Source organism: Micromonospora sp. WMMD964, from assembly GCF_029581455.1.
Taxonomy (GTDB): Bacteria; Actinomycetota; Actinomycetes; order Mycobacteriales; family Micromonosporaceae; genus Micromonospora.
In genome coordinates this window covers 1,953,663-1,966,623 of sequence record NZ_CP120860.1, presented here as the reverse complement: position 1 = coordinate 1,966,623, position 12,961 = coordinate 1,953,663, and the positions used below count along the sequence as shown (strand labels likewise).

Below are 12,961 nucleotides of genomic sequence, written 5' to 3'. Positions count from 1 at the left end.
CGCCGGGTCGGGTTCGTTCCCGCTCTCAGCCGCGCGCCGCGGCGGCCTTCATGTCCCGCTTCAACTCCTGCGGGAGGGAGAACGTCAGCCGCTCGTTGGCGGTGGTGATCTCCTCGACGTCGCCGAAGCCCCGGGCGGCGAGGTGGGCCAGCACGTCCTGGACCAGGTCGTCCGGGACGCTCGCGCCCGAGGTCAGGCCGACCGTGGTGGCCCCCTCCAGCCAGGCGTCGTCGATCTCGTGGGCGAAGTCGACCAGGTGACCGGCACGGGCGCCCGCGTCCAGGGCGACCTCGACCAGGCGAACCGAGTTGGAGGAGTTGGTCGACCCGACGACGATCACCACGTCGCAGTCGGCGGCGATCTCCTTGACCACGTGTTGCCGGTTGGAGGTGGCGTAGCAGATGTCGTCGCTGGGCGGGGACTGCAGCAGCGGCAGCCGCTGCTTGAGCCGGGCCACCGTCTCCAGCGTCTCGTCGACCGAGAGCGTGGTCTGGGAGAGCCAGACCACCTTCTCCGGATCACGGACGGTGACCTTGTCGGCGCCGTCCGGGCCGTCCACCAGCTGGATGTGCGCAGGGGCCTCGCCTGCGGTGCCGATGACCTCTTCGTGCCCCTCGTGACCGATGAGCAGGATGTCGTAGTCCTCGGCGGCGAACCGCTTCGCCTCGTGGTGCACCTTGGTGACCAGCGGGCAGGTCGCGTCGATCGCCTTCAACGAACGCGCCTTGGCCTGCTCGTAGACCTCGGGGGCAACGCCGTGCGCGGAGAAGATGACCGTCGACCCCTCCGGCACCTCCTCGTTCTCCTCCACGAAGATCGCGCCCTGGGCCTCGAGGGTCTGCACCACGTGCTTGTTGTGCACGATCTGCTTGCGTACGTAGATCGGGGCACCGTAGAGCTTGAGCGCCTCCTCGACGGTCTGCACCGCACGGTCGACGCCGGCGCAGTAACCGCGGGGCTTCGCCAGGAGCACGCGCTTGCCGGTCCGGGGAGTCGCCTCAGCCTCAGTCACCCGCCCATCCTACGTGCACCCCGCAGAACCACCATCGGACCAGAACCCCCACCCCGACCCGCCGCACGCCCATTGATCATGAAGTTATCGCCGCGACACGCCGGTACCAGGGGCAACAACTTCATGATCGACGGGCCGGACGGGGTGGGTCGTAGGGTGGGCGGGTGAGTTCGGGTGACGGGGCGGGGGCAGCGGCGCGCAGCAGCGCCGAGGAGCCTTGGCCGGTGCGGGTGGTCAGCCAGAAGGTGGGGGCCTGGATCGCCAAGCTGGGCTGGGTGTGGGTGGACGGGCAGGTGGCGCAGATCAGCCGCCGCCCGGGAGCCGGCACCGTGTTCCTCACCCTGCGCGACCCGTCGGCGGACCTGAGCCTGACCGTCACCACCAATCGGGACGTACTGGACGCCGGTGCACCGGAGCTGCGTGAGGGCGCCCGCGTGGTGCTGCACGCCAAGCCCGAGTTCTACGCCGCCCGGGGCACGCTGAGCCTGCGGGCCGACGAGATCCGCCAGGTCGGGCTCGGTGAGTTGCTGGCCCGGCTGGAGAAGCTCAAGAAGCTGCTCGCCGCCGAAGGGCTCTTCGACCGTGCCCGCAAGCGCCGACTGCCGTTCCTGCCCGGCCGGATCGGGCTCATCACCGGTCGCGCGTCGGCGGCGGAGCGGGACGTGCTGACGAACGCCCGGCGGCGCTGGCCCGCCGTGGAGTTCCGCACTGTCAACGTGGCCGTGCAGGGCCCGTCCGCCGTGCCGCAGATCGTGGACGCGCTCAAGGTGCTGGACGCCGACCCGACCATCGACGTGATCATCATCGCTCGGGGCGGTGGCGGCATCGAGGACCTGCTGCCCTTCTCCGACGAGGCGCTCTGCCGCGCGGTGTTCGGCTGCCGTACGCCGGTGGTCAGCGCGATCGGCCACGAGACCGACGCCCCCCTGATCGACTACGTCGCCGACGTCCGCGCCTCCACGCCGACCGACGCGGCCAAGCGGGTCGTCCCCGACCTCACCGAGGAGGTACGCCTCATCGGTCAGGCCCGGCACCGCCTCGAACGGGCGGTCCGCAACCTGGTGGACCGGGAGACCCACCGGCTCGACGGGCTGCGGTCCCGGCCGGTGTTGGCCCGCCCGCAGGTGATGGTGGAGCAACGGGCGACCGAGCTGACCGCGTTGCGCCAGCGGGCCGGCCGCTGCTTGGAGCACCGGCTCTCCGCCGCCGACGACGACCTGCGGCACACGGTGGCTCGGCTGCGCGCGCTCTCCCCCGCCGCCACCCTCGACCGGGGGTACGCGATCGTGCAGCGCGCCGACGGCCACGTGGTCCGCGCGGCGGCGGAGGTCGGCAAGGGCGACCCGCTGCGGGTACGACTGTCCGACGGTGAACTCGCCGCCACGGTGGACGGGTGAGCGCCGACCTGATGGAACGGGTCAGCGCCGACCGATGGAACGGCTGCGCGCCGACCGATGAGACGGGTGAGCGCCGATCGGGTGGGACGGCCGAGTGGCGACGCGGCGGCCCGGCCGAGTGGCGACGCGGCGGCCCGGCCGAGTGGCGACGCGGCGGCCCGGCCGAGTGGCGACGCGGCGGCCCGGCCGAGTGGCGACGCGGCGGCCTGGGGAGCGGTGTGTTGAGATGGAAGCGATGACTGACGACACGAAGGCCGGGCCGGACGAGCGGCTCAGTTACGAGCAGGCCCGCGCCGAGCTGGCCTCGGTGGTCGAGCGGCTGGAGGCCGGCGGGACGTCCCTGGAGGAGTCCCTGGCGCTCTGGGAGCGCGGTGAGGCGCTGGCGGTGATCTGCCAACGCTGGCTGGACGGCGCGCGGGCGCGGATCGACGCCGCCCGCCAGGAGCCGGCCTCCTAAGAGCCACCACCGCGCCGCCGATCCCCAAGATCCGCGCAACATCAGGGATGTTGCTGTCTCCTTCAGGTCGGAGGCAGCAACATCCGGGTAGTTGCGCGGATCTTGGCGGGTCGGCGATGCGGACCGGGCCGTTGACGGCGCTGTCGCCGGATCGGCGGGTGAACAGCACGTCGGAGGCAGCAACATCCGGGTAGTTGCGCGGATCTTGACGATTGGCGGGCGAGCAGCGAGCGCGGGTGGGGCGGCGGAGCCGCCCCACCCGCGTACGTCAGTTGAAGAGGTTGTACAGCTCGGCCGGTGCCTCGACGACCTGGTCGGCCGGCGGCTTCTGCGCGGCGGTGGCGGCGCCGTAGTCGGAGTACGTCATCTTGATCTCCTGGGCGGCGGTCTGCCCGGCGGCCGGCAACTGCAGCACGAGCTCGCTGAGCCGGCCCTGCGGGTCCACCTTCGCGGTGAACGGGACCGTCTTCGCCTGGGTGCCCAGCGCGGCGATCGTGGCGGCGTTGAGGGAGCCGGCCTCGGCGGCCTTGGTGACGTCGATGGTGCCGGCGTACGCGCCGGTGCCGGTGCTGCGTACCTCGGTGATGCCCTGGGTCAGCACCGCGCTGCCCGCCGGGTCGACCTTCTCGAAGTCGAAGCCGAGGTTGCGGTTGCCCTTGATCCGGGCCTGGTCCAGGTGCTGGTACTTGCCGAGGTTGAGCTGCTTGATCTCCGGCAGGCTGTTGGCGGTGGGACCGCTCAGCTCCAGCTTGACCCAGCTGTCCGGCTTGTAGTGGATCACGTCGAGCTTCATCGCCAGGTCGGACGAGGGGCCGCCGATGGCGATCTTCATGGCCGCGCTCTGGCTCGGCTGGTGGACCTGCCCCTCTACGGTCGAACCGACCCCGGTGAGGGCGAACCGGAAGTTGCCGTTGCTGATCTCCTTGGTGGAGTCGAGCAGGGCCTGCTTGGCGTCACCCGCCGCCGGGGCGCCGGACGGGCTCGCCGTGCCGGACGCGGTCACCGTCGGGGTCGCGGTCGAGCCGGCGGTGCCGGTGCCACCGTTGCCGCAGGCAGCCAGGGCGGGCGTGATCAATGCGGCGGCCACCAGGCCGGCGCCGAGTCGTCGGACAGTCATACGTGTCTCCCAAGAGGGTCACCCGACGACCTGGGCGGCGCCGGAAACCGGGCGACGCAGCAGCACCGTCGGCTGCGTCGCGCGACCCGGGCCGAGCAACGCGCCCGGGTCACTCCCTCTTTGTTCCCGCTTGACGCGTCGGACAATCACCCTTCTGTCCGGTTGCCCATATTCGCTGCCCACCAGGGGTCGGGTCAGCGCAGCGAGCCGGCCAACTCGCGCAGTTCGTTGTCCCGGGCGTCGCCGACGACGATCACCGTACGGTTCGGCTCCAGCAGGACCAGTGCCTGCTGGTTGTCCCGGGCGGTGTAGCGCTGCCAGGTGCGCCCGGCCAGCTCGGTGGGCCCCTGCGGCTGGGCCCGGTCGGTCAGCTCGGCGGGGAGCAGCCGCTCCGCCGGCACGCTGCTCTGCAGGAGCTGGACACCCTGGCCCTCCGGGGTGAGGTAGCCGAGCCGAAGGTTCGCGCCCCCCTCGACGGGCTGGTAGCGGGCGCTGACCGTCGACCAGTCGGAGCCGAGCCCTTGCGGCTGGCTCACCGGAAACACGTTCGCCGACCGGGCCTGCTCGATGGCCGGGGCCGGATCGACGGTCGTGGGCTGGTCACCACCGAGGAAGCCCCGGTAGAACGCCAGCAGCAGCGCGATCGGAACGAGCAGCACCAGCAGCGAGATCGCCATGTCCTTCGGCGAGCGCTCGGACTTGGCGGACACCACCGGCGGCGGCGTCGGGTCGATCGCGGCGGGCTCGCCACCGGCGCCGCTCGGGGCGTCGACCGGCGGCTGACCGTCGGGCGGCGTGCGGTCGGCGGGGGCGCGGTCGGCTGGCTGTGCGGGTTCCACCCCTCCATCTTGGCAGCAGCCCGACCGGCGGTATCCGGGCCATCACCGCCCCGCGCCGACGCCGGGTCGGCCATCGTGTGAGGATCAGCGACAAAGCCGACAGCGGGGACCGCCCCGCCGTCGGTCGTCCCCGCACCGTCGCGAGGAGGAGCAGCGTGATGACGAACACCAGGACGCGGATCCCGCAGGATCTCGACCGAAACCTGGCCCTCGACCTGGTACGGGTCACCGAGGCGGCGGCGATGGCCGCCGGTCGGTGGGTGGGCCGAGGCGACAAGGAGGGCGGCGACGGCGCCGCCGTCGACGCGATGCGCAAGCTGATCAACTCGATCCAGATGCGCGGCGTGGTGGTGATCGGCGAGGGCGAGAAGGACAACGCCCCGATGCTCTTCAACGGCGAGCACGTCGGCGACGGCACCGGTCCGGAGGTGGACGTCGCCGTCGACCCGGTCGACGGGACCACCCTGATGAGCAAGGGCATGCCGAACGCGGTGGCGGTGCTCGCCGTCTCCGAGCGGGGCGCGATGTTCGACCCCAGCGCCGTGTTCTACATGGAGAAGCTCGCCGTCGGCCCGGCGTACGCCGACGTGATCGACATCAACGCCGGGGTGGCCGCCAACCTGCGCCGGATCGCCAAGGTCAAGGGCACCGACGTCTCCGAGGTGACGGTCTGCGTGCTGGACCGCAGCCGCCACGACGACCTGGTCGCGCAGATCCGCCGGACCGGGGCGGGTATCCGGTTCATCTCCGACGGCGACATCGCCGGCACCATCGCGGCCGCCCGGGGCGAGTCGGACGTCGACGTGCTGATGGGCATCGGCGGCACCCCGGAGGGCATCATCTCCGCCTGCGCGCTGAAGTGCATGGGCGGGGCGATGCAGGCCAAGCTCTGGCCGCGCGACGAGCAGGAGCGGGAGAAGGCGATCGCCGCCGGGCACGACCTGGACCGGGTGCTGGGCACCGACGACCTGGTCACCGGGGACAACTGCTTCTTCGTGGCCACCGGTGTCACCTCCGGGGACCTGCTGCGCGGGGTGCGCTACCGGGCGGGTGGCGCGTACACCCAGTCGATCGTGATGCGGTCGAAGAGCGGCACCATCCGGGTGATCGACTCGTACCACCGGCTGGAGAAGCTGGCGCTCTACTCCGCGGTCGACTTCGACGGCCGCCCGTTGGCCGAGCAGGAGTGACCACCGCCGACACGGCGGCCCCGCAGGTTCTGTCGGCCACTCGCCGGATCACCGGTGTCGCGCTGGCATCGATCTCCGGGGTCGCGGTGGCGGTGCAGTCACGCATCAACGGCGAGTTGGGGGTACGCCTCGCCGACGGTTTCGCCGCAGCGGTGGTGTCCTTCGGCGTGGGCCTGGTGGTGCTCCTGGTGCTGGTGCCCGCCACTCCCGGCGGACGGCGTGGCCTGGTCGCCTTGCGGCGTGCGCTGGCGAGCGGCGCATTGCGACCCTGGCAGTGCCTCGGCGGGATGTGCGGGGCGTTCCTGGTGGCCACCCAGGGCCTCACCATCGGTTCGCTGGGCGTGGCCGTCTTCACCGTCGCGGTGGTGGCCGGGCAGACCGGCAGCAGCCTCGCCGTGGACCGGGCGGGGATCGGGCCGACGGGCCGACAGCCGGTCACCCGACAGCGGCTGGCCGGCGCGGTGCTCACCGTGCTGGCTGTCGTCCTGGCGGTCGGTGACCGGCTCGAAGACCCGGGCATGCTGGCGCTCGCCCTGCTGCCCCTGCTCGCCGGGGTGGCCATCGCCTGGCAACAGGCGGTCAACGGACAGGTCCGGGCCGCGGCCGACAGCGCGTTGACGGCCACCCTGGTCAACTTCACCGTCGGCACTGTCACCCTGCTCGTGGCGTTCACGATCGACACGGCGGTACGCGGTTGGCCCACCGGGCAGTTACCCACCGAGCCGTGGCTCTACCTGGGCGGCCCGATCGGCATCGTGTTCATCGCGATCGCCGCCGCGATCGTGCGGTTCACCGGGGTGCTGCTGCTCGGTTTGGCCACCATCGCCGGGCAGATCGTGGGGGCCGTGCTGCTGGACCTGCTGCTGCCCACCGCGGCCTCGCACCCCGGCCTGAACACCCTGCTCGGGGCGGCGCTGACGATGGTCGCCGTGCTGGTCGCCGCGCTGGCGCCACCCGCCCGCCGCTGACACCGGGTCGGGGTCAGGGCGGCGGCACCCGCTGGTGCGGATGCGGCGCGTACGGCGGCGGATAGGGCGGACTGGGCAGGTAGGGCGGCTTGTTCCGTCGGCCGCGCGTCGGGGTCGGGTCGACCAGCCCGGAGGTCAGGACGGCCAGCACCAGGCCCGGCACGGTGGCCAGCAGAGCCAACGACACGGCCGACCGGGTGTCCGGCGGGTTGCCGTTCACCCAGCCGATCAGCGGCACTCCGGCCAGGAGGACGGTGAACACGAGGCCGGCCAGCGTCCAGCCGACCCAGCGCGTCGTCGCGCCCTGGTACCAGGCGCGAACGGACACGACGACGGCCGGCGCGATGCCCACCGCCAGGGTGGCGGCCAACATGAACGACACCCCGACGAAATCGTCAGCCCGGGGCCAGAACGCCGACAACGCGAGGCCCGAGAGCAGCATCGGCAGGGCTCCGACCAACCCCCACCGGATCCCGCCACCCGCACGGCGGACGGCGAGCGAACTCGCCACCAGGACGACCAGGGCGCCGAGGCTCACGGCGAGCACCACGGCGAGCAGCAGATCGAACGTCCGGGTGCGAGGGCTGCTGCCGTCCAGGCTGGGCGGGTCCTCCCAGTGGATCGCGCTACGGCCGCCCTCGAACAGGAAGCCGTCCCGCTGCCATTCCCCGTCCGGCAGGCGACGGAGGAAGCCGTCCCGGCCGTTGGCGACCAGCACCTCGTGGCCACCGCCGGCGAGGGGATGGACGATCAGTTCGCGGGAGGCGAAGTGGCGGCCGATGTCGCCCGGATTGTCTGACTGGCGGGCCAGCGCCTCCCGCTTCCCGTCCGGCACCTCCCAGGCCACCCGCCAGGTGACCCCGGCGTCGTCGCTCTGCTCCACCCGCAGGTGCCCGGTGACCACCCGGTAGCAACGGCGGGAATCGTCTGGTGCGCAGCCCTGCCGACGCGGCGAGTCCTGATCGTTCAGCCGCTGCTGCTCGTCTACTGTGGCCGCCCGCCAGGTGGCCGCGCCGCTGTCGCTGACCGCCCACACCCCGTCCGACGGACTGGTCGGCCAGTTCTGTGAGCTGTAGCCGCTGCCGACCGAGATCGCAGGCTTGCCGTCGAGCATCGCGGTTCCCAGGGCGTAGGGGTACCAGACGGCGCTGGTGGCGGCCACGGCCAGCAACGCCGGTGGCAGCACCACGAGCATCCGGGCCACCCGCGCGGCCCGCTGCCGCACCGGACGCTCGCGGGCTCGCGTCCAGCTCCACGAGGCCAGGCCGAGGGCCGGCAGGGTGAGCAGGTCGGTCCAGTCGGCCCGGACCAGCGACGGCCCGGCCAGCACAGTCCAGGCCGAGGAGGCGAGTTCGGCCGCGTACCCGTTGGATTTGACCATCGCGAACCCGGCGCCCACCGCGACCAGGCCGGCCACCGCGGCGATCCGGGCCGGCATTCGCGGCACCAGGAGGGTCAGCAACACCGCGACCAGCGGCGGAGCGAGCACCAGCCCGGCGACGTCGCTCAGCTTGCCGGTCAGCAGCCCGGGGAAGGCTGGCTTCCACACGTGGTCGTTGACCAGCAGCAGGACCAGGGCGAGCAGCGTGGTGGGGTGGCAGAGCCAGGACAGGGTCGTCGGTGCGCCGTCGAGCCGTGCCTCGGGACCGGTCATTCACTCAGGGTCCGGTGAGTGCGTCTCGGTCCGGCTACGGGCCGGTCTGCTTCCGGTACCGACGGTCAGCCGGCGTCGGAGGAGTGCCCCGGGAAGAGGTGTGCGCTCGGGTCGATCGCCACGGCGGCGTTGTTGACGGCTGTCGCCGCCTCGCCGAAGCCGGTCGCGATCAGCCGGACCTTGCCCGGGTATTCGGTGATGTCACCGGCCGCGAAGACCCTCGGCAGGTTCGTCGCCATCGCGCTGTCCACCAGGATGTGCCGCCGGTCCAGGTGGAGCCCCCACTCGGCGAGCGGGCCCAGGTCGGCGGTGAAGCCGAGGGCCGCCACCACGATGTCCACCGGCAGCGTCTCGGCCGCGCCGCCCCGCACCGTCACCTCGGCGCCGGTCACCGTGGTGTCGCCGAGCAGCCGGGTGACCTCGGCGTTGACCACCACGCGTATCGGCAGCGACAGCACCCGGGCGACAGTCGAGGCGTGGGCCCGGAACTTCTCCCGTCGGTGCACCAGGGTCACCGAACGGGCCAACGGTTGCAGCGTCAAAGCCCAGTCGAAGGCGGAGTCGCCGCCGCCGACGATCAGCACGTCCCGGTCGGCCAGCTCGGCGGGCTCGGTGACGAAGTAGACGATCCCCGTGCCGGGAGCCCCGTCCGCGCACGGCAGCGGCCGAGGGCTGAAGCTGCCGAGCCCACCGGTGATCACGACCGCCCCGCAGCTGAGCTGCTCGCCTCCGGCCAGGCCGAGCACCGGTCGACCGTCGGCGTACGAGAGTTTCTCGGCTCGGCTGCCCAGCAGGTATCGGGGATTGAACGGAGCCGCCTGGGCGACGAGGTTGGCCACCAGGTCACGGCCCTTGACGGCGGGAAAGCCGGCCACGTCGAGGATCAACTTCTCCGGGTACATCGCGGTGACCTGACCGCCCGGCTCCGGCAGCGCGTCGATCACCGCCACCGACAGACCCCGGAACCCGGCGTAGTACGCGGCGAAGAGCCCGGCCGGACCGGCCCCGATCACGGCGACATCGACCTCACGCATGGCGCACCGTCGCTTTCCGCTTACGGATCAACGCTTGCTGATCTCGACCGTAGGCGGGCGGCGGCGGTCGGGCAAGGACGTCCCAGGGGCGCGCCGAGGATTCGGTCAGGGCAGGCTGAGGGTGGAGCCCGAGTAGTCCGGCCCCTCCACGGTGGGCCGCCGTCGCCGGAACAGGATCGCCGCGACGACACCGCCGAGCAGCCCGAACAGGTGCCCCTGCCAGGAGATCCGCTCGTCGGTGGGGAGGATGCCGACCAGTTGCCAGCCGTAGAGCAGGCCGACCAGGAGGACGACAGCGAAGTTCCACCAGCTCCGCTCGACGATGCCCCGGGTGAGCAGGATGCCGAGGTAGCCGAAGATGACGCCGCTCGCGCCGACCACCACCGAGTTGGGCGAGCCGGTGAACCAGACGCCGAGACCGCTGACCAGGATGATGACGAGCGTCGACCAGAGGAAGCGGCGCGCTCCGGCGGCCAGGACGAACGTGCCCAGCAGGATCAGCGGGATGCTGTTGCTGTAGAGGTGGTCGAAGCCGTGGTGCAGGAACGGGGAGAAGAAGACACCGTCCAGCCCGTCGATGCGTTGCGGGATGATGCCGGCCGTGGCGTCCAGGCCGAACGCGAGGCCCTGGTCGGCGGCCTCGATGAGGAAGAGGAACGGGACCACCGCGCACATGGCGACGAAGGCCCGGCCGAGCGCGGCGTAGAACGCCTCGGTGCCGAACCGGTAGGGGTCGCCGTTTGACGGGTGCAGGGTCACGCTACAACTGCTATCAGCAAAAGCGGGCGACCGCCACTCGCGTCCCGTACGAGCAGACCGCTGTACGGGCGACGGCAGGGCGGTGGACTGCCACCCGCCCTGCCGTCGATCCGCCTAGTAGTGGTTGTTGTTCTGGAAGTAGGTCCAGGCGCCGCAGGGCGTCTTGTACCGGCCCTTGATGTAGCTCAGCCCCCACTTGATCTGGGTGGCCGGGTTCGTCTGCCAGTCGTCGCCGAAGGCGCTCATCTTGTTGCCCGGGTACGCCTGCGGGATGCCGTACGCGCCGGACGAGGAGTTGCGGGCCTTGTGGTTCCAGCCGCTCTCCTTGTTCCAGAGCTTCTCCAGGCAGGGGAACTCGGCGATGCCGAAGCCCGAGTCGATCATCAGTGCGCAGCCGATCTTGCGGTTGCCGCTGTACTCCTCGCAGGACGCCGGGATCGGCCCGTCGTACGGCTTCGTGGGAGCGTTCGCCGCGTCGCGCTCGCGCTTGCGGGACGCCGCGGCGGCCTCGGCCCGGCGGGCCCGCTCGGCGGCTTCCTTGGCGGCCTGCGCCGCGCGCAGCTTGGCCTGGTATTCGGCGGCCCGCTGCTGGGCGAACTTCACCTGGTGGGTGGCCTGCCGCTCGCGCTGGTACGCGAGATCGGCCCGGTCGACCTCGTGGCTGACCTGCTCGGCCAGACCCTGTTGCTGGGTTTCCCGGTTCTCGCCCAGGTAGAAGCCACCGGCCACGCCCACGGAGAGCAGGGCAACGGCGGCCGTACGGGCACCCAACCGGCTCCACAGCCGACTCACGAAGTGGTCCCTTCGTCGGGGGCAAGGACGTGGCCCGGCGCTGGCCGCAGGGGCCGTCAGCCGTGCCACGAGCGCCCCGACCGGTTGCCGGTCGCGCCGACGCACCGACCGCCGCCGATGCCGTCCCGCTCGGGACGAACGATCACCAACGATGCGCATGGTGCGTGGACGCTCGTGGGACACGATTGCGCACAGTGAGGCCGATGGGAAACCGGACGACAGGTTTGTGATCTGCGCCACACTGAAAATGCTGACAAAAGCGCCTAAAGGGTCGTCAGATCGGGATGTCCTCCAGCAGATCGGTCACCATCGCGGCGATCGGCGAACGCTCCGAACGGCTGAGCGTGACGTGCGCGAAGAGCGGATGGCCCTTGAGCGCCTCGATGACGGCGGTGACCCCGTCGTGCCGGCCGACCCGTAGGTTGTCCCGCTGGGCCACGTCGTGGGTGAGCACCACCCGGGAGCCCTGCCCGATCCGGGACAGCACCGTCAACAGCACCCCACGCTCCAACGACTGGGCCTCGTCCACGATCACGTAGGCGTCGTGCAGGCTGCGGCCCCGGATGTGGGTCAGCGGCAACACCTCGAGGATGCCCCGCGAGGTGACCTCCTCCAGCACGTTCTCGTGCACCACCGCGCCGAGGGTGTCGAAGACCGCCTGGGCCCACGGCGACATCTTCTCCGACTCCGAGCCCGGCAGGTAACCCAACTCCTGTCCACCGACGGCGTAGAGCGGGCGGAACACGATCACCTTCTTGTGCCGGCGGCGCTCCATGACCGCCTCCAGCCCGGCGCAGAGCGCCAGCGCCGACTTGCCGGTGCCGGCCCGGCCGCCCATCGAGACGATCCCGATCGACTCGTCGAGCAGCAGGTCGAGCGCTATCCGCTGCTCGGCCGAGCGGCCGTGCAGCCCGAACGCCTCCCGGTCGCCCCGGACCAGCCGGACCGACTTGTCCGGCAGCACCCGGCCGAGCGCGGAACCACGACCCGAGTGCAGCACCAGGCCGGTGTGGCAGGGCAACCCGGCCGCCTCGTCGAGGTCGAGCGTCTCGCCGCCGTACAACCGGCCGATCTGCTCGTCGCTCAACTCCATCTCGGACATGCCGGTCCAGGTCGGGTCGCTGGCCTGGCCGTGGCGGTACTCGTCGGCGCGCAGACCCACCGAGGCCGCCTTGACCCGCAGCGGCATGTCCTTGCTGACCAGGGTCACCTCCCGCCCCTCGGCGGCGAGGTTGAGGGCGACGGAGAGGATCCGGGCGTCGTTGCTCTCGTTGCGGAAGCCGGGCGGCAGCACCCCGTCGTCGGTGTGGTTAAGCTCCACCCGCAGGGTGCCGCCCGCGTCGTTGGCGGGCACCGGAGTATCCAGGCGGCCGTGCCGGATGCGCAGGTCGTCGAGCATCCGCAGGGACTGCCGGGCGAACCAGCCCAACTCCGGGTGATGCCGCTTGCCCTCCAACTCGGTGATGACGACCAGGGGCAGCACCACCTCGTGCTCGGCGAACCGGTGGAACGCCGCCGGATCGGAGAGCAGCACGGACGTGTCCAGGACAAAGGCCTGGCCTGCTGGTCGCGGCTCCTTGGGGTCGGCCGGCGCGGCGGCCGCCGAACGGCGGCTCCTGGTGGCACGGCGGGTCGTGGCAGTCGCGGCCGGGGTCTGGTCGGCACCGGCAGGGGTACGGCGAGTCGTCACAGGCCTGCTCCGACGGATGGGCACCCGCCACCCGCGTTCCGCCTCCTCCGGT

General features: G+C 71.7%; 13 protein-coding genes. 5 read left to right on the top strand and 8 right to left on the bottom strand.

Translation table 11 applies throughout. The features are described 5' to 3' along the window. Nucleotides 1-25 precede the first annotated feature (25 nt). Nucleotides 26-1,012 carry a 4-hydroxy-3-methylbut-2-enyl diphosphate reductase gene (locus tag O7616_RS09280; protein WP_278143903.1) on the bottom strand — a complete coding sequence of 329 codons (987 nt, stop codon included), beginning with the start codon at nt 1,010-1,012 and terminating at the stop codon, nt 26-28. A 164-nt stretch (nt 1,013-1,176) separates the two neighbouring features. On the opposite strand from O7616_RS09280, the gene xseA reads away from it, so the two are divergent. The 3 genes from xseA to O7616_RS09265 are packed head-to-tail and all read left to right on the top strand — an operon-like array spanning nt 1,177 to nt 2,866. Continuing rightward, nucleotides 1,177-2,409 carry an exodeoxyribonuclease VII large subunit gene (gene xseA / locus O7616_RS09275; protein WP_282306418.1) on the top strand — a complete coding sequence of 411 codons (1,233 nt, stop codon included), beginning with the start codon at nt 1,177-1,179 and terminating at the stop codon, nt 2,407-2,409. Further along, entirely contained in the window at nt 2,406-2,648 is a 243-nt protein-coding gene (locus tag O7616_RS09270) for a hypothetical protein (protein WP_282306417.1), read from the top strand. The genes xseA and O7616_RS09270 overlap by 4 nt, the downstream gene beginning before the upstream one ends. Next, nucleotides 2,645-2,866, top strand: coding sequence for an exodeoxyribonuclease VII small subunit (locus O7616_RS09265; RefSeq protein WP_030328827.1), 222 nt, complete (start codon nt 2,645-2,647; stop codon nt 2,864-2,866). The genes O7616_RS09270 and O7616_RS09265 overlap by 4 nt, the downstream gene beginning before the upstream one ends. A 268-nt stretch (nt 2,867-3,134) precedes the next feature. On the opposite strand, the gene O7616_RS09260 is transcribed toward O7616_RS09265, so the two are convergent. Together O7616_RS09260 and O7616_RS09255 are read right to left on the bottom strand one after the other, a co-directional pair. After that, complete coding sequence (locus tag O7616_RS09260) at nt 3,135-3,983, bottom strand: hypothetical protein (RefSeq protein WP_282306416.1); 849 nt, start codon at nt 3,981-3,983, stop codon at nt 3,135-3,137. Between the two features lie 194 nt (nt 3,984-4,177). Then, the gene (locus O7616_RS09255; protein ID WP_282306415.1) at nt 4,178-4,822 is read right to left on the bottom strand and encodes a DUF4245 domain-containing protein; all 645 of its coding nucleotides are present in this window, start codon (nt 4,820-4,822) and stop codon (nt 4,178-4,180) included. A gap of 158 nt (nt 4,823-4,980) precedes the next feature. Here O7616_RS09255 and glpX point away from each other — a divergent pair, with 158 nt between their 5' ends. Then, nucleotides 4,981-6,012 carry a class II fructose-bisphosphatase gene (gene glpX / locus O7616_RS09250; RefSeq protein WP_282306414.1) on the top strand — a complete coding sequence of 344 codons (1,032 nt, stop codon included), beginning with the start codon at nt 4,981-4,983 and terminating at the stop codon, nt 6,010-6,012. After that, nucleotides 6,009-6,980 carry a DMT family transporter gene (locus tag O7616_RS09245; RefSeq protein ID WP_282262558.1) on the top strand — a complete coding sequence of 324 codons (972 nt, stop codon included), beginning with the start codon at nt 6,009-6,011 and terminating at the stop codon, nt 6,978-6,980. The genes glpX and O7616_RS09245 overlap by 4 nt, the downstream gene beginning before the upstream one ends. A gap of 13 nt (nt 6,981-6,993) precedes the next feature. Here O7616_RS09245 and O7616_RS09240 read toward each other — a convergent pair whose 3' ends face one another. From O7616_RS09240 to O7616_RS09220, 5 genes are all read right to left on the bottom strand, one after another. Then, on the bottom strand, nt 6,994-8,634 hold the full coding sequence (locus O7616_RS09240; protein WP_282306413.1) for a hypothetical protein: 1,641 nt from the start codon (nt 8,632-8,634) through the stop codon (nt 6,994-6,996). A gap of 65 nt (nt 8,635-8,699) precedes the next feature. Next, nucleotides 8,700-9,668: an NAD(P)/FAD-dependent oxidoreductase gene (locus tag O7616_RS09235; protein ID WP_282306412.1), complete on the bottom strand. Its 969-nt coding sequence runs from the start codon at nt 9,666-9,668 to the stop codon at nt 8,700-8,702. Nucleotides 9,669-9,773: 105 nt separating this feature from the next. Then, a complete protein-coding gene (locus tag O7616_RS09230; protein WP_278137494.1) occupies nt 9,774-10,427 on the bottom strand; it encodes a rhomboid family intramembrane serine protease in 654 nt (217 codons plus the stop codon). A gap of 114 nt (nt 10,428-10,541) precedes the next feature. After that, entirely contained in the window at nt 10,542-11,219 is a 678-nt protein-coding gene (locus O7616_RS09225; RefSeq protein WP_282262566.1) for a transglycosylase SLT domain-containing protein, read from the bottom strand. 274 nt (nt 11,220-11,493) lie between these two features. Further along, nucleotides 11,494-12,909 carry a PhoH family protein gene (locus tag O7616_RS09220; RefSeq protein ID WP_088986339.1) on the bottom strand — a complete coding sequence of 472 codons (1,416 nt, stop codon included), beginning with the start codon at nt 12,907-12,909 and terminating at the stop codon, nt 11,494-11,496. Nucleotides 12,910-12,961: the final 52 nt, after the last annotated feature.